General features: G+C 55.7%; 21 protein-coding genes, 1 tRNA gene and 1 pseudogene. 16 read left to right on the forward strand and 7 right to left on the reverse strand.

Annotated elements, in window-relative coordinates:
* The first annotated feature begins 12 nt into the window (after window positions 1-12).
* From GOV85_RS05360 to GOV85_RS05370, 3 genes are all read left to right on the forward strand, one after another.
* A complete protein-coding gene (locus GOV85_RS05360; RefSeq protein ID WP_216601857.1) occupies window positions 13-1,299 on the forward strand; it encodes an ABC transporter permease in 1,287 nt (428 codons plus the stop codon).
* 82 nt (window positions 1,300-1,381) lie between these two features.
* Window positions 1,382-2,338, forward strand: a complete 957-nt coding sequence (locus tag GOV85_RS05365) for a substrate-binding domain-containing protein (RefSeq protein WP_171175737.1) — start codon at window positions 1,382-1,384, stop codon at window positions 2,336-2,338.
* Between the two features lie 113 nt (window positions 2,339-2,451).
* Window positions 2,452-3,264, forward strand: coding sequence for an IclR family transcriptional regulator (locus GOV85_RS05370; protein ID WP_171175739.1), 813 nt, complete (start codon window positions 2,452-2,454; stop codon window positions 3,262-3,264).
* Between the two features lie 64 nt (window positions 3,265-3,328).
* Here GOV85_RS05370 and GOV85_RS05375 read toward each other — a convergent pair whose 3' ends face one another.
* Genes GOV85_RS05375 through GOV85_RS05390 form a run of 4 tightly spaced genes read right to left on the reverse strand, consistent with a single transcriptional unit; the run spans window position 3,329 to window position 8,446 of the window.
* Window positions 3,329-4,273, reverse strand: a complete 945-nt coding sequence (locus tag GOV85_RS05375) for an ABC transporter substrate-binding protein (protein WP_171175741.1) — start codon at window positions 4,271-4,273, stop codon at window positions 3,329-3,331.
* 47 nt (window positions 4,274-4,320) lie between these two features.
* Window positions 4,321-5,328 carry an ABC transporter permease gene (locus GOV85_RS05380; protein WP_170423121.1) on the reverse strand — a complete coding sequence of 336 codons (1,008 nt, stop codon included), beginning with the start codon at window positions 5,326-5,328 and terminating at the stop codon, window positions 4,321-4,323.
* Window positions 5,325-6,851, reverse strand: a complete 1,527-nt coding sequence (locus GOV85_RS05385) for a sugar ABC transporter ATP-binding protein (RefSeq protein WP_171175743.1) — start codon at window positions 6,849-6,851, stop codon at window positions 5,325-5,327. The genes GOV85_RS05380 and GOV85_RS05385 overlap by 4 nt, the downstream gene beginning before the upstream one ends.
* Before the next feature lie 41 nt (window positions 6,852-6,892).
* Window positions 6,893-8,446, reverse strand: coding sequence for a UxaA family hydrolase (locus tag GOV85_RS05390; protein WP_171175745.1), 1,554 nt, complete (start codon window positions 8,444-8,446; stop codon window positions 6,893-6,895).
* 84 nt (window positions 8,447-8,530) lie between these two features.
* Here GOV85_RS05390 and GOV85_RS05395 point away from each other — a divergent pair, with 84 nt between their 5' ends.
* The 10 genes and pseudogenes from GOV85_RS05395 to GOV85_RS05440 all read left to right on the forward strand — a co-directional run bounded on the left by GOV85_RS05395 (window position 8,531) and on the right by GOV85_RS05440 (window position 18,024).
* A complete protein-coding gene (locus tag GOV85_RS05395) occupies window positions 8,531-9,268 on the forward strand; it encodes a GntR family transcriptional regulator (protein ID WP_171175747.1) in 738 nt (245 codons plus the stop codon).
* On the forward strand, window positions 9,265-10,317 hold the full coding sequence (locus GOV85_RS05400) for an aldo/keto reductase (protein ID WP_171175749.1): 1,053 nt from the start codon (window positions 9,265-9,267) through the stop codon (window positions 10,315-10,317). The genes GOV85_RS05395 and GOV85_RS05400 overlap by 4 nt, the downstream gene beginning before the upstream one ends.
* Complete coding sequence (locus GOV85_RS05405; RefSeq protein ID WP_171175751.1) at window positions 10,307-10,735, forward strand: RbsD/FucU family protein; 429 nt, start codon at window positions 10,307-10,309, stop codon at window positions 10,733-10,735. Before GOV85_RS05400 ends, GOV85_RS05405 begins: the two co-directional genes overlap by 11 nt.
* Entirely contained in the window at window positions 10,732-11,562 is an 831-nt protein-coding gene (locus GOV85_RS05410; RefSeq protein ID WP_171175753.1) for an amidohydrolase, read from the forward strand. The genes GOV85_RS05405 and GOV85_RS05410 overlap by 4 nt, the downstream gene beginning before the upstream one ends.
* Before the next feature lies 1 nt (window position 11,563).
* On the forward strand, window positions 11,564-12,676 hold the full coding sequence (locus tag GOV85_RS05415; protein WP_171175755.1) for a fumarylacetoacetate hydrolase family protein: 1,113 nt from the start codon (window positions 11,564-11,566) through the stop codon (window positions 12,674-12,676).
* Window positions 12,677-12,688: 12 nt separating this feature from the next.
* Window positions 12,689-14,203, forward strand: coding sequence for an aldehyde dehydrogenase (NADP(+)) (locus GOV85_RS05420; RefSeq protein ID WP_171175757.1), 1,515 nt, complete (start codon window positions 12,689-12,691; stop codon window positions 14,201-14,203).
* Window positions 14,200-14,955, forward strand: a complete 756-nt coding sequence (locus GOV85_RS05425; protein WP_171175759.1) for an SDR family oxidoreductase — start codon at window positions 14,200-14,202, stop codon at window positions 14,953-14,955. The genes GOV85_RS05420 and GOV85_RS05425 overlap by 4 nt, the downstream gene beginning before the upstream one ends.
* 18 nt (window positions 14,956-14,973) lie before the next feature.
* Window positions 14,974-15,816: a fumarylacetoacetate hydrolase family protein gene (locus GOV85_RS05430; RefSeq protein WP_171175761.1), complete on the forward strand. Its 843-nt coding sequence runs from the start codon at window positions 14,974-14,976 to the stop codon at window positions 15,814-15,816.
* Between the two features lie 485 nt (window positions 15,817-16,301).
* Window positions 16,302-17,129: pseudogene (locus GOV85_RS05435) on the forward strand (transposase); the annotation flags it as partial.
* 241 nt (window positions 17,130-17,370) lie between these two features.
* Window positions 17,371-18,024, forward strand: a complete 654-nt coding sequence (locus tag GOV85_RS05440) for a hypothetical protein (RefSeq protein ID WP_171175763.1) — start codon at window positions 17,371-17,373, stop codon at window positions 18,022-18,024.
* Window positions 18,025-18,232: 208 nt separating this feature from the next.
* On the opposite strand, the gene GOV85_RS05445 is transcribed toward GOV85_RS05440, so the two are convergent.
* Complete coding sequence (locus GOV85_RS05445) at window positions 18,233-19,231, reverse strand: AraC family transcriptional regulator (RefSeq protein ID WP_170469997.1); 999 nt, start codon at window positions 19,229-19,231, stop codon at window positions 18,233-18,235.
* Between the two features lie 232 nt (window positions 19,232-19,463).
* Here GOV85_RS05445 and GOV85_RS05450 point away from each other — a divergent pair, with 232 nt between their 5' ends.
* Both GOV85_RS05450 and GOV85_RS21760 read left to right on the forward strand, forming a co-directional pair.
* Window positions 19,464-20,528 carry a hypothetical protein gene (locus GOV85_RS05450; RefSeq protein ID WP_170645259.1) on the forward strand — a complete coding sequence of 355 codons (1,065 nt, stop codon included), beginning with the start codon at window positions 19,464-19,466 and terminating at the stop codon, window positions 20,526-20,528.
* Window positions 20,529-20,587: 59 nt separating this feature from the next.
* Complete coding sequence (locus tag GOV85_RS21760) at window positions 20,588-21,898, forward strand: carbohydrate porin (protein WP_170469991.1); 1,311 nt, start codon at window positions 20,588-20,590, stop codon at window positions 21,896-21,898.
* A gap of 585 nt (window positions 21,899-22,483) precedes the next feature.
* Here the strand turns inward: GOV85_RS21760 and GOV85_RS05460 are convergent.
* Together GOV85_RS05460 and GOV85_RS05465 are read right to left on the reverse strand one after the other, a co-directional pair.
* On the reverse strand, window positions 22,484-22,666 hold the full coding sequence (locus GOV85_RS05460; protein WP_371813572.1) for an Arm DNA-binding domain-containing protein: 183 nt from the start codon (window positions 22,664-22,666) through the stop codon (window positions 22,484-22,486).
* Window positions 22,667-22,800: 134 nt separating this feature from the next.
* Window positions 22,801-22,876, reverse strand: a tRNA-Thr gene (locus GOV85_RS05465).
* A 181-nt stretch (window positions 22,877-23,057) separates the two neighbouring features.
* Here GOV85_RS05465 and GOV85_RS05470 point away from each other — a divergent pair.
* Window positions 23,058-23,927, forward strand: coding sequence for a hypothetical protein (locus GOV85_RS05470; protein ID WP_171175767.1), 870 nt, complete (start codon window positions 23,058-23,060; stop codon window positions 23,925-23,927).
* Window positions 23,928-23,979 lie beyond the last annotated feature (52 nt).

A 23,979-nucleotide genomic window follows, 5' to 3' on the forward strand; every position in this document is an offset into this window, starting at 1 on the left:
AAGAGAAAAGACATGACCGTTATGGAACCCAACAGCCCGACAGTGAAACAAGACCGCCCAGGTGCGGCAATGTTCATGCAGCTATTGAGCAAAACCAAACTGTATTGGGGGCTGTTCGCCCTGATCCTGTTTGGTGCGCTGACCTCACCCCTTTCTTCGAAGGGCAACAATATCTTTCTGTCGCTTGGGAACCTGACGGACATCCTGCGTCAGGTGTCGGTCACCGGGATTGTCGCGGTCGGTATGACGATGGTGATTTTCATCGCAGGCATCGATCTGTCCGTTGGGTCTGTCATGGCTTTGGGCACGGTGATCTGCGCCATGCTGCTCACCCAGGAAGGCTGGACCGCAGCAAGTTACTTTGGCGTTCCTGCGACCGGGATTGTCCTTTTTGTGACCATCGCGGCCCTGATCTATTTCGTCCAAAGCAACCTGAACCGCACCTCTGAAACAGCAGCAACAACAAGCGCGCCATCGCGGATGCTGAGTCGGCTGATTGCTGCTGCGATCGCAATTGGCGTGATGGTCTGGCTGGCCGGGCAGGTCATGCCAAAGTTCGGTGTTCTTGCAGTTCTGATCGTGGTGCCTTGTATTGGCGCCGTCATGGGCACGGTGAACGGTGCACTGATCGTCTATGGCCGCCTGCAACCCTTTATCGTGACGCTGGCGATGATGGTGGGTGCGCTGGGTCTGGCGCGCGTCATTGCAGGGCAAGATACGGCTGTTTATCCGGTCTACACCGGCAGCAATGCGACTGAAAATTTCGAAGTGTTGCGTGAGTTGCTGTGGGGCGTCCTGCCCGTACCCGGGCTTTTCTTCCTTGGCGTCCTGTTGGTCTTTTTCCTGATCACACGGTTCACCACTTTTGGCAGCTACCTCATGGCCATCGGCGGCAATGAAGAGGCCGCACGTCTGGCCGGCATCAATGTGGGGCGCAACAAGATCATCACCTACGCATTGGCTGGAGGCCTCTCGGCGCTGGCTGGTGTGCTATACGTCGCACAATTCCGTCAGGGTAAACCAGATGCCGGATTGGGACTGGAACTGGATGCGATTGCAGCCGTTGTGATCGGTGGCACCAGCCTCATGGGCGGTCGTGGGGCGATCATGGGGACATTTGTTGGAGTGCTGATCTTTGGCTTCCTCAGCAACATCCTGCAACTCAACAACATCGACAGCAACACGCAGCTGGTGCTCAAGGGCATCATCATCGTGGTCGCCGTCCTGCTTCAGGAAGGGCGATTTGAGGAGATCTTTGTCATGGCGAAAGAGCGCCTCGGCAGAGGGAGGAGGCTCTAACCTCAGATCTTGGCGGACCAAGGTTAGAGCAATCAGAACGCGGGAATTTGGAGAAACCCGCATCATGACTAAGGAGTAGACTATGAAAAGAAGAGTATTTGGCAAGGGCCTGATGGCCGCCACCGCGCTCGTAACCTCGTTTTCGGCCTCGATGGTACTTGCGGCTGACAACTATGTGATCGGTTTTTCGCAGGTAACCACAGTTGAGCCCTGGCGTGTCCAATTCAACAAGGATCTGCGTGCCGAAGCGGACCAGCACGACAATGTCGAGCTGATCATTGCGGACGCCAACGACCGCACCGAAAAGCAGGTGGCCGATGTTGAGAACTTTATCCGTCAGGAAGTTGACGCGATCCTGATCTCGCCCAAGGAATCCGCTGGTCTGACCGGTGTGGTCGAGCAGGCAACAGACGCTGGCATCCCTGTCTTTGTTCTGGACCGCAACGTGGACACCGAAAAGTTCGTTCAATGGGTCGGCGGCGACAACGAACTGATCGGCCGCGAAGCCGGTAAGTTTGCGCTGGACCAGCTGGGCGGTGCGGGTGCAGCAAAAGGCACCATCATTGAGATCTGGGGAGGCCTGGGAACACAAGCTGCCCATGACCGCGCAAATGGTTTCCATGAGGCGTTTGAAGGCGAAGAAGGCGTGACCTTCCTGCTTGATCAGCAGTCGGGCGATTGGAAACAGGATCAGGCGTACGACATCATGTCGACCGCCCTCCGCAACTACGAAGACATCACAATGGTTTACGGCCACAACGATCCGATGGCTTATGGTGCATATCTGGCCGCCAAGGACGCTGGCCGCGCGGATGACATCATCTTCATCGGTGTTGACGCTTTGCCAGGTGAAGGCGTGACCTGGGTCGCCAATGGCGAACTGTCGGCCACATTCCTGTATCCAACTCCCGGTGCCGAAGGTCTTCGTCAGGCACTGAAACACCTGAAAGGCGAAGAGGTGCCAAAGTCGGTCGTCATGGGCACCGAGGCAATCACTGCCGATAACGCAGGAGAAATCCTGAAGAAAAACGGCCTGTAAGGACCAATCAGGCCGGTTTCCTTTCTCCTCCCTGTCGGGGTGGCCGGTCGGACACGCAGGGGCTTGCGCCCCTGCTGTCTTTTTTGAGAAAGCTTCGAAAAAAGGTGCCGCGAATGTCCGAGCAAAAAACGAAACTCCAAAAGTACTCGGCTCCCGCTTTGGAGAAGGGATTGGATATTCTTGAGTTTCTTTCTTTGTCGGACACTGCCCCTACCCTTTCTCAGCTTGCGCAGGGTATTGGCCGATCGAAGAACGAAATCTTTCGCATGATGATCGTGCTGGAGGAACGCGGGTACATCGACCGCCAGGAAGGTGACCTGTTCAAACTAACTGGAAAGCTTGCTTTGCTGGGTGGAGACCGCACAGACAACAGCAAACTCGCGGAATTGGCTGAGCCCTATATGAACCGTTTGGCCGAAGAGATCGAACTGTCAAACCACCTTTGGGTGCCCAATGGAAAAGACGAGCTGATTGTGATCAACAGTGTCTCATCGTCCCAGAACTACGGTGTCACGGTGCAAGTCGGTTACACAACGCCCGTGTTTCAGACATCGGCCGGGGCGTGTTTTCTTTCGGAAATTTCCTCACGCGAAGATCGCTTAGCCTATCTTCGCAAAATTTCATCGGAGGAAAACCCAGACTCTCTGCAAGAGTTTTCTGATCAAGCGGCAGTCTGCGCCGATCAGAACTACATTTCGCTCGGCAGCCCCGAGAGCAACGCCATAAGCGAGATTTCGACACCTATCCGTCATGGTATGGGACAATCCGTGATCGCTTCACTGACGATTCCGCATTTCGCTTCCTCCCTGATCGACAACCGCCGCGAATTTGTCATTGATGCGCTAAAAACGACGGCGGCTCAATTGCAAGCCAGCGTAGCGACCCGAATGCCCCTGCCCCGCACGCCTTGGTATCAATTCACCTGAAAATCTGCAGATGAAACCATCCGGCCCGCCCAAAAGACAGGCCGGACAGCGTGAGTGGTGGTACTTAGTCGTACAGAACGGCCGAGATCTTCGGGTCGTCAATGTTCGAGGCATCGTAGTAGTAGAAGCCTGTGTCGATCAGACCTGGAACCTCTTCCCCGTTCAGAGCCGCCACCGCTGCCTTCACCGTCTCGTAGCCGATGCCGACCGGGTTTTGCGTGATCGCGCCGGCCATCAGACCGCTCTTGATTGCGTCTTTCTGGGCTTTACCGCTGTCATAGCCGATGATGATCAAACCCTCGGTGCCCAGTTCCTGAACGCCGTTCACAACACCGATGGCCGAACCTTCGTTGGTGCCGAAGATGCCATTCAGATCAGGGTTCGCCGTCAGGATCGCCTTGGTGACTTCGGTCGATTTCAGGTGGTCGCCCTGGCCGTACTGAACCGTGACAACTTCGATATCCGGGTATTTCTCGGCCATTCGGTTCACGAAGCCGTCGCGACGATCGATGCCGGTGCGGCTGGTCTGGTCATGCGCGACAACTGCGACTTTGCCCTTGCCACCAATTTTCTCTGCCATCTTGTCGGCTGCGAGTCCGGCTGCTGCCAGGTTGTCCGTTGTCGCGGTTGAAAGCGGAATGTCACTGTCAACGCCGCTGTCGAAAGCAATGATCGGAATGCCCTTTTCGTTGGCCTGCTTCAAAAGCGGGATTGCAGCTTGGCTATCCAGAGCGGCAAAACCAATGGCTTTGGGGTTGTTGGCCAGAGCGGCAGCCAGCATGTCGATCTGACGGTCCACCATGGTCTCATTGTCCGGGCCTTCGAACGTGATGGTGACATCAAATTCGTCAGCCGCCTGCTCCGCACCCGACTTCACGGCCTGCCAGAACTGATGCTGGAAGCCTTTGGATACCAGCGGGATGTAGATCTCTTCGGCCGCCGCCATCGAGGCGGGTCCTGCCAGGGTGGCTGCACTCAGCGCACCCAGAATGAAACGACGTGATAACATGTTTTCTCCTCCAGTTGGTCGTTTTGGTCTTTGAATTAGCTGCTTGGTCATCCCGATTTCTTGCGCCGTGCCATATCGGCATAGACGGCCAGGATGATGATTGCGCCGGTCACAACGGTCTGCCATTCCTGCGCGACGGACAGCACACGCAATCCGTTGGTCAGCACCGCCATGATCAGGGCGCCAATCAGCGTGCCCAGAATGGTGCCGCGCCCGCCGGACAGGGACGTGCCGCCGATCACCACGGCGGCGATCGCTTCCAGCTCGTAACCCAGCCCCAATGCCGGTTGCGCCGAGTTCAGGCGCGAGGCGATCAAGATTCCGGCGATGCCGCAGATCGCTCCGGCCAGCGCATAAATGCGCATCTTCCACATGTCGGTGTTCACGCCGGACAGACGCACCGCTTCCTCATTTGAGCCAAGCGCAAATGTATAACGGCCCAGAACCGTGCGCCCCAGAATGTACGATGCCGCGATGGCCACAAGGAACAGGATCAGCACACCGTTGGGGATGGGCAGCGAAGGGAAAACCTCTCCGATCAGTGACCCGCGCGAAATCAGGTCGAAGCCCGGCGTGTCGTTGAAGTATATTGGCCGCGTCCCCGAGATCACCAGCGACAGGCCTTTAAGGATCAGCATCATCCCAAGCGTGGCGATGAAAGGCGGAATTTTCATTTTCGCGACGAAAGTGCCTGAGCAAAGTCCGCAAAATGCGCCCGCCGCAATGGCTGCGGCAACGCCCAACAGCAAGGGCATGCCGAGATACGTTAACACCACGCCCGCGATCACGGCGCAGAAGGTCATCAGCGTACCAACGGACAGATCAATCCCACCCGTGATAATGACCAGCGTTGCTGCGACGGCCAGAACGCCGTTGACCGACGTTGCCTGCAGAATGGCGATCATGTTCGAGGTCTGCATGAAGTTGGGTGATGCAATGGAAAAGCCGATCAGCAGAACGATCAAACTGGCAAAGGCCAACAGCTTTTGATACGCGCCACTGTCCGCAAGGCCCGAGAGTGGCTTTTTCTTTTCGATGTCGGTTGCTGTGGTCATTGGACTGTCCCTGTTACCTGCATCGCCGCCGCACGTTGCGTGGCCAGATGCATGATGTCTTCTTGTGTGGTGTCTTTTCCGCCGGGCAGAATGCCGGTCAGTCGCCCTTCACACATCACGGCGATGCGATGGCTGAGGCGCATGATTTCGGGCAGTTCGGATGAGATCACGATGATCGTCTTGCCCTGTCCCGCCAGTTCTTCCAGCAGCTTGTAAATCTCGGATTTTGCGCCGACGTCGATGCCGCGGGTGGGTTCGTCAAAGATCAGAATATCGCAGTCACGCAGCAGCCATTTGGCGATGACAACTTTCTGCTGGTTGCCGCCTGACAGCAGGCGAACCTCCTGCACATCCGATGGTGTTCGAATGCCCAATTGCTGGATGTAGCTTTTTGCGGTGTCGCTGATGTCTCCATCATGCAGAACTCCGCCTGCGCCGGTGAACAGGTCCATCGAGGCAAGCGCGATGTTGTCGCGCACGTTCATACCAGTGGCGAGGCCGAAGTGCTTTCGGTCTTCGGAAAGGTATCCGATCCCCGCTTTGACGGCGTCGGTGGGTGATTTGATCGACACCACCTGACCATGTACCCGGATTTCTCCGCTATCCTTGGGGTCGGCCCCGAAGATAGCCCGTGCAACCTCGGTACGACCTGCGCCCATCAGACCGGCAAAGCCCAGAATTTCACCCTTTTGGACCGAGAAACTGACGTCCTGAATTTCGTTGCTCCGGCTCAGCCCGGTGACCTGCAGAGACATCTCAGCATCACCCAGATCGGGCACGTCCAGCGGTTCTTCTTTGACCTCACGGCCGACCATCATGGCAATGATCTGGCTGATGGGGGTTTCGGCAGCACCAACTGTTCCGACATATTCCCCATCACGCATGACCGTCACGCGATCCGAGATCTGCTTGAGCTCGTCCATCTTGTGGCTGATGTAAACGATACCAACGCCCTCGGCCTTGAGGCGGCGAATGATGACGAACAGCTCGGCAATTTCGGCGTCATTCAGGGCCGCCGTAGGCTCGTCCATGATGAGCACTTTGGACCGAAAGGACAGTGCCTTGGCGATCTCGACCATCTGCTGTTTTGCGATGGTCAGGTTGCCCACCGGCGCCCTGGGATCGAGGCTGAGATTCATCGAAGCAAAGATTTCGGCTGTCTGCGCATTCAGCGCAGCCTCATCCAAACGACCAAAACTCTTGCGCGGTTCTCGCCCGATGAAAATGTTCTGAGCGACAGTCAGGTCATTCATCAGGCTCAGTTCCTGATGGATGATCCCGACGCCCAGATCCTGTGCTTCACGCGGGGTTGTCGGACTAACTTCGCGCCCTTCGATCTTCAGCGTCCCACCATCGCGCTGATAGATACCCGACAGGATCTTCATCAGCGTACTTTTCCCGGCCCCGTTCTCCCCCATCAGCGCGTGAACTTCGCCCGGTTCAAGATCGAACTGCACGGATTTCAGCGCGTGCACGCCGGGGAAGAACTTATCAATCCCCGTCATTTCGACCAATTTATTCATTTTCCCTCCCATGTGCCCCTCTCCCTTGGGCCCAACGCGGTTTACATCACCGCGCCGATTTGCCAGGGGACGAATTCAACGCCCCCAAAGCCAAGTTCCTCGCTTTTGGTCTTTTCTCCCGAGGCGACGCGGATGAGCATTTCAAACAGCTCTTCGCCTTTTGCCTCGATGCTGATCCCGTTGGTCACGATGTCACCGCAGTTCAGGTCCATATCGTCGGCCATTCGGGCATACATCTCGGAATTGGTGGCCAGTTTGATACAAGGCGTCGGCTGATATCCGGACACCGACCCGCGCCCAGTGGTGAACACGATCAGGTTCGCGCCCGAGGCCACTTGTCCGGTCACCGAACACGGATCAAAACCGGGGCTGTCCATGAAGACAAACCCGTGCTTGTCTACCATCTCACCGAATTTGTAGACGTCGCGCAGAGGAGCTGTGCCTCCTTTGGCAACGGCTCCCAGCGATTTTTCAAGAATGGTTGTCAGGCCACCGCGCTTGTTGCCGGGGCTCGGGTTGTTGTCCATCTCACCGCAGTTGCGGGCGGTGTAGTCCTCCCACCAGTGGATACGTTCGATCAGCTTTTCACCAACTTCGACCGTTTCGGCCCGCCGCGTCAGCAGATGCTCTGCCCCGTAGATTTCCGAGGTTTCCGACAGGATCGTCGTGCCCCCGTGGCGCACCAGCAGATCCGAGGCATACCCCAGCGCGGGATTCGCAGTGATCCCCGAATATCCGTCCGAGCCGCCACATTGCATGCCGACCGTAATGGCACTGATCGGAGCGGGGGCGCGTTCGGCTTGATTGGCCAGTTCGGCGATGCCTCGCAGTTCTTCGAGCCCCCGCTCGATTGTGCGCCGCGTTCCGCCCTCATTCTGAATAGTCATGTAGCGCAGGGCACCGTTAGCGCGGATTGGACGACCGCCAACCAGGTCTGCGACCTGCATGACCTCACACCCCAGACCAATCAGCAGGATACCCCCGAAATTCGGATGCTGGGCGTACCCGGACAGGGTTCGGAACAGGGTGGCATAACCCTCATCCTTGCCGGACATTCCGCAGCCGGTCCCATGCACAATAGGCACCACGCCATCCACATTTGGGAAGCTGTCCAGCAGCCCGGATTTTTCCGCCGCCTCAGCGATGAAGCGCGCCACGGACCCCGAACAATTCACGGTGGTCAGAATACCGATGTAGTTTCGGGTTCCCACCTTACCGTCGGTGCGATGGTATCCGTCGAATGTCCGCTCTTCAGTCAGAGCAGGCAGTGGCGCGTTCGCGCTGGCATGTGCGTAGTCTTGCTGATGCGCCCCCATGCCAAGGTTGTGCACGTGGATATGTTCACCCGGTGCGATATCACATTTAGCCTGCCCGATAATCTGGCCATAGCGAACAACGTTTTCGCCAGCCTGGATTGATGACACCGCAATCTTGTGACCGCGGGTGACAGACGCGGTCAAGGGCACTGGAACATGCGCTGGTTGTTCACCCGCCTGCAGGTCGCGCAAAGCAATGACGATATTGTCCTGCGGATTAAGCTTCACGACGTCGCGCGTCGCCTCTTCCAAAACATCTATGCCGCCGTGTGCTTGCATCTCTTCCCCGCTTGCTTGGCCAATGTTGCTAAATCCAAAATCACTACTTGTCAACTAACATGTTAGAATGCTAAATTGCTCAGCATGAACAAACACCAAGATATTGATGCTGCGCTGCTGCCCGAGATCACGACTATCGAAGGGCCACTGACTCAACGGGTTCACCACTCTTTGAAACAGGCGATTCTCTCGCTTGATTTCCCTCCCGGGGCGAATCTCCGGAAGGCGCCAGTGTGCGAGAGATTGGGCGTATCTCGAGCACCTGTTGCCGACGCGATCGCGCGTCTGGCCTCCGAAGGGCTGGTGGATGTGGTGCCGCAATCCGGCACCCGCGTGTCCTATTTCTCGATGGATGAAATTCGCGAAGGCGCTTTCCTGCGCGAGGCGCTTGAGCTTGCAACCGTCGCGAAGGTCGCACGCGATCTGACCGACGATCAGCGCAAACGGTTGAGCCGCAACATGCGTCTGCAGGAACTGCTGATCGAGGATGAGGACATCCCTGGCTTTTATCAGGCAGACGAAGAGTTCCACGGCTTACTGATGGAGTTCACCGGATTCCGCCGTCTTGCGGACGTTGCGCAAACCGTATCGTTGCAGGTCAGCCGCGCCCGTATGTTGCTGCTGCCGACACCCGGCCGAATAGCTGAGACATTGGCAGAACACCGGGCGATTTTCGAAGCAATAAGCAATCGCGACGAACAGGCTGCGCAGGACGCTATGCGTACCCATCTTGGGCAGTTGATGCCGCGCATCGAACAACTGGAAAAGCAAAATCCCGATTTGTTCAACCTTACTCCACAGTCGAATAGCGAGGCAGGATGATCGTTTCCCAGACAGAATTACTGAACAACCGTACCACACGGCCTGTTCCCCTGACCCGCATGGGTTTTGGCGGGGCGCCGTTGGGGAACCTGTATCGCAAAGTCTCGGATGAGGACGCGCAGGCGGCGTTGCAGGCCGCCTATGATGCAGGCATCCGATTTTTTGACACCGCGCCGCAATATGGACTTGGCCGGTCAGAACATCGGTTTGGGCAGGCGATCGACCGGTTCGGTCGCGAGAACATTCAACTCTCAACCAAGATTGGTCGCTTGTTACTGGATTGCGAACCGCATGAGGTGACACCCGAAGCCTTCGTCGATGTGCCACAGAAACGGATCGTGTTCGACTATACCTATGACGGAGTCATGCGGTCTTACGAGGCCAGCCGCGACAGGATCGGTGTAGCCAACTCTGACATTCTTTTGGTGCATGATGTCTGTGTCTTCAGCCAGGGCAGCCAGGAAATGTCGGACGCCAAGGTGCGCGAGCTTTTTGATGGCGGGGGTTATAAAGCGCTAACCGAACTGCGCGACGCAGGCGAGATCGCTGCAATCGGCGCGGGCGTAAACGAATGGCAGGTCTGCGAAAGGCTGCTTGGACTGGGGGATTTTGACGGGTTCCTGCTGGCCGGGCGCTATACCCTGCTGGAGCAGGAAGCGCTCGACAGTTTCCTGCCATTATGTGAGCAGCGCGATGTCGGGATCATCCTCGGGGGACCTTACAATTCAGGCGTTCTCGCCACTGGAGCTGTGCCCGGCGCTAAATACAATTATGCAGACGCGCCCGAAGACATTCTAAACCGGGTCCGTAAGATCGAAGCAGTTTGCGCGGCCCACAACACACCGTTGATCGCTGCGGCGTTGCAATTTGTTCTGGGTCATCCGTGCGTCAAAACAGTGGTGCCTGGAGCCGTCAACGCATCCGAAGTCCAGTCCAATGTGGCCTTGATGGAGCGCGACATTCCTCCTGGTCTTTGGTCGGATCTACGATCCGAAGGTCTGATCCGACCGGACGCGCCTCTGCCAAGCGAGGCCGCCGATGCTGCGTAACATCGACCCGATCCTGTCGCCGGAGCTCCTGTACACCCTCAGGGCCATGGGTCACGGGGATGAAATCGTCATAGCAGACGCGAACTTCCCGGGTTCCAGTAGCGGCCCGAACTGCATCCGGGCGGATGGATCTTCGGCCAGTGAAGTGTTGCAAGCTGTTTTGTCCGTGATGCCGCTGGACACCTTCGTTCCTGATCCGGCGTTGACCATGCAGGTTGTCGGCGACCCGGAGGCGGTTCCCGACGCAGTCGCGGACTTTCAAAGTATCATCGACAAGACTGCCGACAACCCGGCCAAAGTTCAGGGCTTGGAACGGTTTGCATTCTACGACCGTGCAGCCAACGCTTTTGCCATCGTTCAGACAGGCGAGCGCAGGCTTTATGGCAACATCATCCTAAAAAAGGGTGTGATCGGATGAGAATCGACGCGCATCAGCATTTCTGGGCTTTGGCGCGCGGCGACTATGGCTGGCTGACGCCTGCTCTGGACACGATCTACCGAGATTTCACGCCAGACGACCTAATGCCCCTGCTCAAAGCTGCCGGGATCAATAGCACGGTCCTTGTCCAGGCGGCACCCACAGTGGCAGAGACCAAATTCATGCTCTCGCTGGCTGACCAAAATGCGTTTATCAAAGGTGTTGTCGGCTGGGTTGATTTTGAAGCCGTTGATGTTGGCGTGCAAATTGCTGCTTTGGCCGCCCACCCAGCACTGGTTGGCCTTCGCCCGATGATACAGGACATTGCTGATCCTTTGTGGATGCTCGGCGACACACTGCCTCCAGCTTTCGAGGCTGTCCAACGGTATGACCTGACATTCGATGCATTGACCTTGCCCCAACATCTGGGCCCGCTCAGACAACTTCTTCAGCGCTACCCCGACTTGCGTGTGGTCATCGACCATGGGTCGAAACCGTTGATCAAAGACGCAATCTTGCATGATTGGTCCGACAACATGTCGGCCTTGGCCCGGGATACAAACGCATGGTGCAAGCTGTCCGGCCTCGTGACCGAGGCTGCCGCAGATTGGACGATCGAAGACCTGCGCCCCTACGTGGATCACCTGCTGAACACTTTCGGCCCGTCGCGTCTAATCTGGGGCAGCGATTGGCCGGTTTGCACCTTGGCCAGCAGCTACGAGCGCTGGTGTGAAACCACCGATACGCTCCTGAACCAGCTGAGCAACGACGAACGCCAGGCGATCATGGGTGGCAATGCCACCCGCGCCTATAACCTCAGGGATTAAAATGACCATACCTACATTGGAACCAAACGGGCTGTGGCTCGGCCGTGTTGAGCGTGCAGGGGTTGGGCCCAGCGTGGTAACCCTGCGCAATGGGCAGGTTGTCGATATAACGTCAAAAACGGCACCAACCGTCCGGGACATTCTGGAACGCGAAGACGCGACAGACTATGTGCGCAATGCACAAGGTGAAGAAATCGGCCCTTTTGACGCCGACCACCAATGGCTCGCGCCGTGCGACCTGCAGGCGGTTAAAGCCTGCGGTGTCACATTTGCGGGCTCCATGGTCGAACGTGTGATCGAAGAACAGGCCGCAGGCGATCCTGCCAAAGCCGATGCCATCCGCGCGCGCATCGGAGACCGGATCGGGGACAGCCTTTCCAACATCGTACCGGGATCGGACGCCGCCGCAGATGTAAAAGAAGCACTGATAGCTGAAGGCCTCTGGAGCCAGTATCTGGAAGTCGGGATCGGCCCCGATGCCGAGGTGTTTTCAAAGGCGCAGGTACTTTCGTCAGTCGGCTTCGGTGCAGATATTGGACTGCACCCCGTTTCAACCTGGAACAATCCCGAACCCGAAGTTGTACTGGCCGTTACCTCAAAAGGCGAGATCAAAGGCGCAACGCTGGGCAATGATGTGAACCTGCGCGATGTCGAAGGACGTTCAGCTCTGTTGTTGAGCAAAGCCAAGGACAACAACGCCTCCTGCGCGATCGGACAGATGATCCGGTTGTTCGATATTGGGTTCACACTGGACGATGTACGTCAAGCTGAGCTGACGCTGACCGTCACCGGGCCGGATGGGTTTGTCCTGAACGGCAGCTCATCGATGTCCCAGATCAGCCGCGATCCTGCCGATCTTGTGAAGCAGACAATCGGACGCCACCACCAATATCCTGACGGGCTGATGCTGTTTCTTGGCACACTCTTCGCCCCAACCCAGGACCGGGATACCCCAGGCGGTGGATTCACACACAAACTTGGCGACGTCGTCACCATCGCCAATGCACAACTTGGGGCACTGACCAACACCGTGCGCCTGTCGACGGAATGCCCGGAATGGACGTTTGGGGCGTCACACCTGATGCGAAACCTCGCCCATCGCGGCCTGCTGTAAGTGAGAACGAATATGTTATCTGGAAAACACCTGATCGCCGGCGAATGGGTCGGCGCAGATGCGACTTTTGCATCCGAACCTGCGCATGGACCAAGCCATGACTTTTCTGTGGGGACAGCGACATTGGTCGATAACGCAGTAGAAGCGGCCGAGGCAGCGTTTGCCACTTTCGGCTGGTCCTCGCGCGCCGAGCGCGCCGCATTTCTGCGCAAAATCGCGGAGGAGATTGACGCGCGTGGAGATGCCATTACCGAGATTGGCACTCAGGAAACCGGCTTGCCCGAGGCGCGTCTGCAGGGGGAACGTGGCCGTACCGTCGGCCAGCTGCGCCTCTTCGCCGATCACATCGAAGCGGGTGATTATCTGGACATGCGCCATGACCCGGCGATGCCGGATCGCGCACCCTTGCCCCGCCCCGACTTGCGCATGATCCAGCGCCCGCTGGGGCCTGTTGCGGTATTCGGCGCGTCGAACTTCCCATTGGCCTTCTCGGTTGCTGGGGGCGATACCGCCGCGGCACTGGCCGCAGGATGTCCGATTGTCGTTAAAGGTCATTCGGCCCATCCCGGCACGGGCGAGATCGTGGCGCAGGCCATCGACGCCGCCATCAAGGCGACCGGGGTTCATCCCGGAGTGTTTTCACTGGTTCAAGGCGGCAAACGGGACGTGGGCACGCGCCTGGTGCAACATCCTCTGATCCGGGCCGTAGGTTTCACTGGCAGCCTTGGAGGTGGACGCGCATTGTTTGATTTGTGCGCGCAGCGGGATGAACCCATTCCGTTCTTTGGCGAGCTGAGCTCGGTCAATCCAATGTTTATCTTGCCGCAAGCAGCGGCCGCGCGAGGGGCCGAGATCGGCACAGGTTGGGCCGCTTCGCTGACGATGGGCGCCGGTCAGTTCTGCACCAATCCCGGCATTGCCGTTATCATTGATGGGCCTGATGCTGAGGCGTTTCAGTCCGCAGCTGAGACCGGGTTGTCTTCGGTGGCTGACCAGACAATGCTGACCGATGGAATTGCGGCAGCCTATCGCGACGGCGTTTCGCGCATCGCCGCCGGAACAGGTGTTTCCAAGATCATGGGCACCAGTTGCGAGACACGCGATGCCGCGCCTTACTTGTTCGCTGTTTCCGGCGATGACTGGCTGGCCGACCACAAGCTGCAGGAAGAGGTTTTCGGACCATTGGGCATTATCGTGCACGTGAATGACACCTCTCAAATGCAACAGATCGCGCGCACCATCGAGGGGCAACTGACCTGCACACTGCATCTGGACGCAGGCGACAGACCCGACGCTCAGGCGCTGCTTCCGCTGCTGGAACGAAAGGCGGGCCGCCTACTGGCCAACAGCTTCCCGACCGGCGTTGAAGTGTGCGACAGCATGGTTCACGGCGGCCCCTACCCTGCCTCAACCAACTTTGGCGCAACATCCGTTGGCACATTGTCGATCCGGCGCTTTCTGCGGCCGGTCTGTTATCAGGACATCCCAACGGATCTTCTACCCGAGAAACTGCGAGGCAACCAATGACGACATTCGAACCATCGAACCGGCTTGCAGGCAAAACCGCCCTAATCACAGCTGCCGGGCAAGGCATTGGCCGCGCAACCGCCGAATTGTTTGCGGCCGAAGGCGCACGCGTGATCGCCAGCGACATCAACGATGCTTCTCTAACCGAATTGGGCGGCATCGCGGGTATCGAACAGCTCAACCTGGACGTAACAGACAATGAAGCTGTGACAGCCGCTGCGGCCGACCTGCCGAATCTGGACATTCTGTTTAACTGCGCAGGCTATGTTGCGGGAGGCTCTATCCTTGAGTGTGAAGAACAGGATTGGGACTTCAGCTTTGACCTCAACGTCAAAGCCATGTTCAGACTGATCCGCCTGACCCTTCCGGGAATGCTTGAAGTCGGCGGTGGGTCAATCATCAATATGTCTTCAGTCGCATCATCCATAAAGGGCGTACCTAACCGATTTGCCTATTGTGCATCAAAGGCAGCGGTAATTGGCCTGACCAAATCCGTGGCCGCCGATTTCGTAACTCAAGGCATCCGATGCAATGCGATTTGCCCCGGCACCGTTGACAGCCCAAGCCTGCATGACAGGCTGCGCGACACGGGAGACTACGAAAAGGCAATGACTGATTTCATTGCCCGTCAGCCGATGGGCCGAATTGGCACCGCGGAAGAGATCGCAGAACTGGCTCTGTATTTAGCCAGTGATGCAAGCAAATACACGTCGGGTCAGCCTTTTGCCATTGATGGCGGCTGGACGATCTGAGCAGGAAGGAACCTCACAATGAAACTGCTACGTTATGGTGCCAAGGGCGCTGAAAAACCCGGTATTTTGGGGTCGGACGGCTCAGTGCGTGACCTTTCCGGCGTTATCGATGACATCTCGGGCGACACACTTGGCGACACAGTTCTTGAGAAATTGCGGGCAACAGATGCGGACAGCCTACCGGTGGTAGATGGAGATCCACGCATTGGTCCTTGCGTTGGCAATGTCGGCAAATTCATCTGCATAGGTCTGAACTATGCCGATCACGCGGCAGAAAGCGGCATGGAACTCCCTGCTGAACCAGTGATTTTCTTCAAGGCCACCTCGGCCATCATCGGCCCCAACGATACGGTCGAAATCCCGCGCCGCTCGGTCAAAACCGACTGGGAAGTGGAGCTGGGCGTGGTCATCGGCAAAGAGGCCAAATACGTATCCGAGGCCGAAGCCGTGGATCACATAGCCGGGTATTGCGTGGTCAACGACTTGTCAGAACGAGATTTTCAGCTCCATCGCTCGGGTCAATGGGTCAAGGGAAAGTCCGCCGATACGTTTGGCCCAATCGGCCCCTGGCTGGTGACAAGAGACGAGGTGCCAGACCCGCAAAACCTGCCGATGTATCTTGAGGTGAACGGGCACCGGTATCAGGATGGTTCAACCAAAACGATGCATTTTGGTGTGGCAACCGTCATTGCGCATCTATCGCAGTTTATGTCGCTGCAACCCGGGGACGTGATTTCGACAGGAACACCGCCTGGCGTGGGTATGGGGCAAGAACCTCAGACTTATCTGAAGCCAGGCGATAAAATGGAACTGGGGATTGAGGGGCTGGGCGTCCAGCGACAGGATGTCATCGCGGGATAGTGGAAACTCAGCCATTGCCCGCTGTATCTCGACGCCACTGGTTACGGCAGCGACAACCGAAGAAAATTCGACAAGAGCACCATCCCGCATCAACTTGACGAGTCGCCCTTAATGTCTTGCAATTTCGGGATCAAAATCTCTGAACGCAGAGTTTAGAGAGCGGACAATACCCTTGCTTCGTCGCTGCCCATCAACGACGAACACCCAACGACGTCGGCAGCCATAATAGCGGCGAGTCGACGATGCACAGGACCCGCCTGCTTACAGTCTAACGGATGTCACGAAATCTCGACCATGCATGTCCTTCTGTTAGTCCAACTAATTTGGCTGCCATGGCACAGACTGAATTTCTGCTTCGCCTCGATGGCTCCTACTGTTTGCAGACGCAGCGAAAGTCAGCTTTTCGCCTATTTTGTTGAAAAACTCTTCCTTGATCGACGCATGAACTGCTGATTCAATTCTTCCAATGGGCGGGAGGATTGGCGATGATGGGACCGAAGCTGGAAGCGCAATCGTCGCTGTTCTATGAGTTCTCATTGGAGAACCACGTTCCCCAAGAGCACCTGCTGCGCTCGATTGATCGCTTTGTCGATTTGAGCAGCATTCGAGTGCATCTCGCGGATTTCTACAGCCACACTGGTCGTCCATCGGTCGATCCTGAACTGCTGATCCGGATGCTGCTGGTCGGCTATTGCTTCGGCATTCGCTCTGAGCGACGGCTGTGCGAAGAGGTGCATCTGAACCTGGCATATCGATGGTTCTGCCGCCTCGATCTGACCGACCGTATCCCGGATCATTCCACGTTTTCCAAGAACCGACACGGGCGTTTCCGGGAGAGTGAGCTTCTGCGTCACCTGTTTGAAACGACTGTCGCGCGGTGCATCGAAGAAGGTCTGGTCAGCGGTCAGCGCATGGCAATCGATGCCAGCTTGATCGAAGCCGATGCAAACAAACAAAACTCAACGCCAAAGGAAGAATGGGATGCATCAACCATCGATCCAGAAGAAGCGCCTCGTGCGGTCCGCGAATATCTCGACACTTTGGATGAGGCGGCTTTCGGAGCTGCGAGCGAGGTGCAGCCCAAGTTCACCTCGCATTCTGACCCTGCCAGCCAATGGACCGCGGCCCGCAAAGGTCCTGCTTTCTTCAGCTATTCCGACAATTACCTGATCGACACGGATCACGGGGTTATAGTCGACGTGGAAGGCACCAGATCAATCCGGCAGGCAGAGGTCGGATCGACCAAGACAATGCTGGACCGCGTGAAAGCGAAGTTCGATCTACATCCGGAGCGCTTGATCGCGGACACGGCCTAACCGAAGACCACCCTGATGACTTTCCCTCGGCGGCCCTTAGCGGGTTGCCGGGGGATCTGCGCTTTGCTTTCTTTTTTTCCAAAGCGGACTTTGGTTGAGGGTGGCTGAACGAATTCTATGCGTACAAAGCCGCTGTTTTTCCCGTTATGGCATGTTGGAATTCCACCCTCTTGATGCACATCAACGCCAGTTAAGAAAAGGCATGATAAGCACAGCTTGAGACAAGGGTGGAGAGGCGATGTTACTCAAGAGCAACATTTGGCCACTGACGTTTTTTGCACTGTTTCTGCTTTGTACGGGGTTGTCCGGGGGCTCTTACGCCGAAACCAGGCAGATAAAATACAAATCTGACCACTGGGAATTTGTATTACCGCCATCTATCAAACCAGTGAGCTTCTTGAAGAGCGGATTTGCGGCCAAAGAAGAGCTTGGCAGTCCGTATCATTCTATTGTGTTCCAAGTGCTGCAAGATGGCTCGATACCGTATGATCACCCCACACATGATGATCAGCAAAGAAAAGTATTCCTTCGCCAAATCCTTCCATACATCGTTGCAGAGCGCCGTTCAGAAACCGCAGAGGAGCGGAACGACCGTGTAGTGAGTTCCAGCACCTCATCGCTTCCCAGTGGTTTCGTTCCAGCCGGTGAGATTTGCGGTGGGTTCCAATGGAAGTCTACAGACAAGGGAGTGCCCGGTCACATCGGCAAAACCTTTGCCATGGAAGGTTACACTTTGATTTGTTTGGGATCGCGAACAAAATCGAAGACGGCAGAGTATGTGGAAATAGTGTTTAGTGAGCGCTACTGCCGTGAACTTGGTCATTCTCCGACAAAAGACTTTCAAAGAACCGCGCGCAGGATTCTGACGCAAGTGCGATATTTACGGGACTGACACGACATAACCGGTCGCCATAACTGGTTCAAACGTCCGTTCCGTGGCTCGAAGCGGGCATTCGCTCTACATGGCGTGAACGGCCGCTTTGCGGACAAACCCAACTTTAGCTGCACCGCAACAATTGGTTTCAAGTGTAACGGCTCCCTTTTGGGCTTCGGGCGATATTTGACCTCAGTTTTGCCCCAAGTACTGGGTGTCGAGGCGCTTATTCATCCATTTGTTTCTTTAAATCGCTCGGTGCTTTTCCAGTCCAACTGCGAAAAGCATGAGCGAAGCTAGTGGCGTCGGAATACCCAAGCACATCCGCGACTTCGGCAACGCTGGCATTCTGTTCAGTAAGAAGCCTTTCTGCGTGTTCACATTTCAATTGAGCAATCAATTTGCCCAAACTTGTGCCTTCCTTACGCAGTCTGCGAGATAGTTGCTGCTCAGAAAGACCACAGATACTCGCGGCGACTTCGTTATTTACCAGTTGCACCCCAATGTGCGGTTTGAGTGCTTCTCGGACGCTGAATATTGCCCGTTTCGGAGGTGGCGACTTTCCAGATTGCTCTGTCGGACCTTTGAAAAAGTCATCGGCTGAGAATGGCTCCGTTAGCCAGACAGCCGGAAACGCGATTTGGTGTCCGCGGCGATCTCCAGCCAAAACAGTACATCCAAGAAATTCAATCGGAAGAGCTCTGGGGTCACTTATAGTGACCATCACATCATCGGAGTTCCATTTTTCGCCAACAGATCTCTTAATAATTTCTCCAAACATCGCCGCGAAGAACCCATCTATTTGGGCTGGTATGAACGGCGTATCGTAGTATCTGCGACCAAACACGAAACCAGACTTGCCACTAACGTCCAAGTGATGCTCGGTGGAGCTCGAATGATCGGTTGCCACCACAACCAGCTTGGTAAGAAACGATCCTAACGTGATTGCACAGTCCGCTGCCTCAACCAGCGGTGGCCACTTCGATCTTGCAATCATTTTGCCAATTCCCGCCAAGAAGAATGGGTTCTCAGCTGCGGCTGCAACTTCCTCAAAGAACTGATACATAACGATTGCATGAACGAAGACTTCAGGATCATCGAAGGACTCTCTGGCCAATCCTATCCGAGTAAGTAATTCGTCTGAGCGATCATATACAGCATCCAGCGCTGTAAGCACTGGCTTGCCAGTTGCCAGCCGGATCAGGGGTTGCGTTGGACCGCTCATGCCTGATCCCCGGAATATGCAGGGTCCATGATCCACATAGCCATCTTGACATAAAAATATGAACTATTGTCGCGACGCTGACGATTTCCGTCAACAATCGTGTTGCCTTGATCGAAATCGTCAGACCGAACGCGATCAGAACTGTCAGAGTTAACCTCACAATCTGTCTCGTTGCGGCTACCGCCAGCGACCCTTTCTGACACCGCGCTCTTAGCCAAACGGAGGACTCACCGTGACCGAGTATCCTAAAAACACGAACGACACGAAAGCTCGTTTCCAAGAAATCAAGGAAACAACAGACGCTGACATCCGACCAGATGATGATGCACCAAGTTCGCTTATCCGGCGTGATATTCTTAAAGCAGGGAGCGCCGCTGCGCTAGCCGCTGGCTTTGTTGCAGCCACCCGAGACGCTCAAGCTCAAGCGCTCTACACCCCCGATCCTCCTGCAGAAACACCCGACTGGTATGCGACGCCATCCGAACAATTGGCGCCACCGGAAGAACGTACAAGTGACTATTATGTTCCAGAGTTTACGGCAGGAAAAGATGCCAATATTGACTGGTGGTTCGGCCGCAACGTCGGAGGCGTAACAATCGGTCTTATTCAAGCCCGAGCGTATTTGCCGATGGCACCAGGCAACATGGGCAATGCGACTACCTTCGACTTTCCGATGCTTTACCGGGAAGCCGTTCCCCCGAATGTCTTTGACATTCTTGCTCCCGAACCGACCGAGTCCTTCACTAGTGAAATGGTAAAGGCCGCGAAATGGCTAGAGTTGCAGGGAGTTCGTGCGATCATGGCGAACTGCGGGTTCTACGGAACCTACCAACAAGCGATAGCCGAGCAAATCGATACTCCACTTTTTTCCTCCAGCCTACTTCAACTGCCTGCCATGATTGCAAGTCTACCGGCACGTTCAAAAGTTGGCATCGTGACCGCCAACGGTGAGGCACTTGCTGCTTCGCCTGCGATAGAGAACTGTGGCGTGACCCCGCAGCAGAAAGCCGAGCGGCTCGTTATCCAAGGCCTAGAGAATGGTCCTGAAATGCAAAACGTGCTGCAACTCACTGGTAGTTACAACATGCTCGCGCTTGAGAATGAGATCGTAGAAGGCGCGAAGACTTTGGTCGCAAACAACCCGGAAGTTAAATGTATCCTCTTGGAATGCACTGAACTGCCGCCCGCAGCTTACAAAGTTCAGGACGCAGTGCGCATGCCTGTCTGGGACTACACGACACTAACTAAATGGGTCTACGAAGGAACGCTGCGCAAGCCTTTCCTCGGGATTATCTGATCAAAAAAATGCCCCCGGCGGTCGATTTGGTCGTCGGGTACAAAAGCAGGTATCTGATCGTGACCGAACTATTTCGTACACAAGAGCCAAATTCGAAAGGTGCAAGTGTGGCTTCCTCGCGCATTTTCACACTTCTAACTCTGTTAACACTTACTCTGTTAGCTTCACCTTTTGAATTGAGAGCGCAGGATGCTGGAAACACCACCGATTCAGCACCGGTAATTCCAACTGCTCCCACCTCGGTAGAGGGAACGCTGGAGGAACTTGAAGTAGCCAGAGAGGCCGAATTCGATTTCCCTGCAATCGATAATGCGCTGAAACCGTGGTTGGATTGGAAAGCCCGTCTGGCCGAACGTTACGGCTTCAATCTAGGTTTCGATTACAGCTTTAACACGCAGTGGTCCGACAATTCTGTAGGTGACACTCACGCAACTGGTGGGATTTTCCGGGCCTTCTTTTCGTGGGACCTGCTGAATCGATACGATCCTTCCAGAAAAGGCACGTTGGACTTCAGAGTTGAAAACCGCCACCGGATTGGCACGGCTCTGGCTCCAGAAGAACTTGCAGCCAACTTTGGATGGGTCGGAACAAGCGCACCCGACTGGTCTAATCAACAATGGGGTATCACGGTTTTGAAATGGCGCCAGCGACTGGACGCTGGCGATGCTCCGATCGAGCTCAGTGTCGGCTACATGAGTGCATTCTCACAGTTCGACATTACGCCATACTCTGACAACCTTACGTCGTTCCAGAGCAACAGTATAATATTGAACCCTACAATAGGGTATCCGTCAGCTGGTTCGTTTGGAATTTCTGGGTATATCGGCATTCCTCGAACCAATCTCTATGTTCTTGGCATGATCATGGATGCCAATGGCCAATACGACAGCTTGAGCTTCGATACTCTTGGTGACGGTGACTTCTTTAAAGCGCTCGAGTTTGGTTGGACCGATCAAAGCGTGTCTGATGCGTCATTTCTCTTTAACAATGTTCATGTTGCTCTTTGGCACACCGACGATTACAACTATGGTCTGGGCCTAACAGGTAGCTACGCGTTTGAAGACTCACGCATTGGAACATTTGCCCGACTTGCTTGGGCAAACGAAGATGCAAGCACACCATATCAACGATATGCAGCAATTGGCATCACCAAGGGAATTTTCCGTGCCAGTGAAGTGGGTTTGGGAGCTAGTTGGGGTCGCCCTCCAAAGTCAGATGAAGACCAAGTCGCAATCGAAGCCTTCTATCGCTGGCAAATCGCTCAGAACTTTGCCATTACGCCAAGCATCCAGTACCTAGACAACCCTGCATTCAACACAAGCGACAGCGCGGTGACCGTTCTTGGGTTACGAGCGCGACTGACATTTTGATTGGCTTAAATTGCGGTTGCCGGAGACCGCTGCGACTTCTCCAGAAACACTATTTTGCACTTAGGTTACAGAAGCTGCGGGTTCGAGGCAGGCCTCCTCTGCATGGCGGCATTTAGTAGCTTAGTTAATGGCAGCTTCGGGCTCGATACGGTCCTTCGCCGTTGCCCGCTCGAACGTCTGCTTCTGCGCCAACGGTCGGCCACTTCATCAACGTCAACAAACAGTCGTCAGCCGGTCGGCCTACCCACACTCGAATTCAGTGGTAGCGGTTCACTTGGCGTTGCATCTGGGTGCAATGACGCAAGATACGCACAACCGGGTGTATCATGGTTACTGCGCGTTCGGTGCGAGTGTGCCAGGTATTTGAAGCCTTACGAAGCATTGCGACCTCCCATTGATGACCTTACGTTAACTTGGGTGAACGAGAGGTTCTGTTAACTGGGACACAGAGCGCCATTACAAGTTTCCGCCCCCCGCCAGCACCAGCGACCAGTCTTCAGCACCCGGAACGTCTCGTCAGCGGGTCCTCAGCGGTCTCGTAAGCTGTCCCTTCAGCGGTCGATCTAGCGGTCAAAAAGCCCGTGCTCACCCTCGAAATGCCCCCGAACGATACTTAAAGCGCCAGAGTTTCGAACCGTTCGGCTTCACCAGCAAATAAAGCCCGTCAAAATCGGCCTGCTTGTAGGGCTTCTCCTTAGGTTTCAGAGCCCGAATCCGTGCGTCGCTCAAGACAGGCATTGGGGGTACCTTCCAGTCACCAGGTGGCATGTACCCCAATTTGGTACCCCATTTGGGGGTAGATTACAGCGCACGTGGCAGGACAACATCGGACAATCCGACGGTAGAAACCCTGCAACTACAAGCTACTATCAGTCAAAATCGGACGCAACTGGATGTTAAAGTGGTGCCCCCACACGGACTCGAACCGCGGACCTACTGATTACAAATCAGTTGCTCTACCAGCTGAGCTATAGGGGCACTGGCAGTCGATTACTTCCTCTGGCGGGGGACTGCAAGCCTCATTTTCAGCTTGAACTAAGGTATTGTCGGTTTTCCTGAGAAAGTGCAAAAACCACTCAGGCAGAAACCCCACATACGTCTGGTACAGCGAAGGACATGTGCGAGGTTGGGTATTGTATGTGAGGGTACGGAAGTCGACATGCAGGTAATCATTCATGCCGGTGCAGCCTTTACCGATGAAGGCCACATTTTGTCGTCGCTTGTTGCAAACAGACAGATGCTGGCAGAGATGAAGACTGCTCCGATGGGCCCGCGGATGTCCCGACAATTCGTCAAGATCATGTCGGACGCGCTGACCCAGGGCACATCGATCGACGAAACGCGGGACAGTCTGGCCCCTCTTTTTCCACAAGACGTCAACCTGGAGCGTGTAGTTCTGTCGAGCGACAAGTTCTTTGGGCCTCGACGGACTGCGCTGCAACATGGTCAGATTTATCCTTTTGCGGGAAGGCGGACGGCATTTACTGAAACCCTCTTGGAAGGTGCGCAGCTAGAGCTGTTTGTCGGGCTGGTGAACCCTGGAATTTTCATTCCCAAAACACTGATGTCCATTCACGAAGACCATCGGCGGGATATTCTGGCCAGCACTGACCTCAGTTGTCTCAGTTGGCTCAGCATGATTGAAGACCTGCGCGAACTTGCGCCTCAGTTTAAACTGACCGTATGGGAAAACGAAAATCTACCTCTGATCTGGGGTGATATTGTCCGGGCTATGACAGGGCTGCCCAGCGAGACACCCCTTCCCGATGAGTACTCCTTTTTGACGTCGCTCTTGACCGACGCAGGACAAGGACAAGTGCAGGAGATCCTTGGGCGGCGCACACCCTTGGATATACAAGGCCAACGCGAAGAATTGGCGCAAGTCCTCGAGGATCAAGCGCGCCCCGAGCTGGTTGAAGAAGAGTTGGATTTGCCTGGGTGGAACACGGACATATTTGACGCGTTTACAGAGCTTTACGCGCAGGACATGGCCGCCATCCGCACCATGTCAGATATTCGCGTGTTTTAGCCTTCGATCTCCGTTTCAGGCAGCACCCCAGATGCCCGTCTCTGATCCGTCA

The organism is Ruegeria sp. HKCCA4633 (assembly GCF_013034605.1).
Classification (GTDB): Bacteria; Pseudomonadota; Alphaproteobacteria; order Rhodobacterales; family Rhodobacteraceae; genus Ruegeria.

Bases quoted from the DNA above. Each gene is read 5' to 3' on its own strand.
- GOV85_RS05360 (WP_216601857.1), top strand. From the start codon at position 13: ATGACCGTTATGGAACCCAACAGCCCGACAGTGAAACAAGACCGCCCA.
- GOV85_RS05365 (WP_171175737.1), top strand. From the start codon at position 1,382: ATGAAAAGAAGAGTATTTGGCAAGGGCCTGATGGCCGCCACCGCGCTC.
- GOV85_RS05370 (WP_171175739.1), top strand. From the start codon at position 2,452: ATGTCCGAGCAAAAAACGAAACTCCAAAAGTACTCGGCTCCCGCTTTG.
- GOV85_RS05375 (WP_171175741.1), bottom strand. From the start codon at position 4,273: ATGTTATCACGTCGTTTCATTCTGGGTGCGCTGAGTGCAGCCACCCTG.
- GOV85_RS05380 (WP_170423121.1), bottom strand. From the start codon at position 5,328: ATGACCACAGCAACCGACATCGAAAAGAAAAAGCCACTCTCGGGCCTT.
- GOV85_RS05385 (WP_171175743.1), bottom strand. From the start codon at position 6,851: ATGAATAAATTGGTCGAAATGACGGGGATTGATAAGTTCTTCCCCGGC.
- GOV85_RS05390 (WP_171175745.1), bottom strand. From the start codon at position 8,446: ATGCAAGCACACGGCGGCATAGATGTTTTGGAAGAGGCGACGCGCGAC.
- GOV85_RS05395 (WP_171175747.1), top strand. From the start codon at position 8,531: ATGAACAAACACCAAGATATTGATGCTGCGCTGCTGCCCGAGATCACG.
- GOV85_RS05400 (WP_171175749.1), top strand. From the start codon at position 9,265: ATGATCGTTTCCCAGACAGAATTACTGAACAACCGTACCACACGGCCT.
- GOV85_RS05405 (WP_171175751.1), top strand. From the start codon at position 10,307: ATGCTGCGTAACATCGACCCGATCCTGTCGCCGGAGCTCCTGTACACC.
- GOV85_RS05410 (WP_171175753.1), top strand. From the start codon at position 10,732: ATGAGAATCGACGCGCATCAGCATTTCTGGGCTTTGGCGCGCGGCGAC.
- GOV85_RS05415 (WP_171175755.1), top strand. From the start codon at position 11,564: ATGACCATACCTACATTGGAACCAAACGGGCTGTGGCTCGGCCGTGTT.
- GOV85_RS05420 (WP_171175757.1), top strand. From the start codon at position 12,689: ATGTTATCTGGAAAACACCTGATCGCCGGCGAATGGGTCGGCGCAGAT.
- GOV85_RS05425 (WP_171175759.1), top strand. From the start codon at position 14,200: ATGACGACATTCGAACCATCGAACCGGCTTGCAGGCAAAACCGCCCTA.
- GOV85_RS05430 (WP_171175761.1), top strand. From the start codon at position 14,974: ATGAAACTGCTACGTTATGGTGCCAAGGGCGCTGAAAAACCCGGTATT.
- GOV85_RS05440 (WP_171175763.1), top strand. From the start codon at position 17,371: ATGTTACTCAAGAGCAACATTTGGCCACTGACGTTTTTTGCACTGTTT.
- GOV85_RS05445 (WP_170469997.1), bottom strand. From the start codon at position 19,231: ATGAGCGGTCCAACGCAACCCCTGATCCGGCTGGCAACTGGCAAGCCA.
- GOV85_RS05460 (WP_371813572.1), bottom strand. From the start codon at position 22,666: ATGCCACCTGGTGACTGGAAGGTACCCCCAATGCCTGTCTTGAGCGAC.
- GOV85_RS05470 (WP_171175767.1), top strand. From the start codon at position 23,058: ATGCAGGTAATCATTCATGCCGGTGCAGCCTTTACCGATGAAGGCCAC.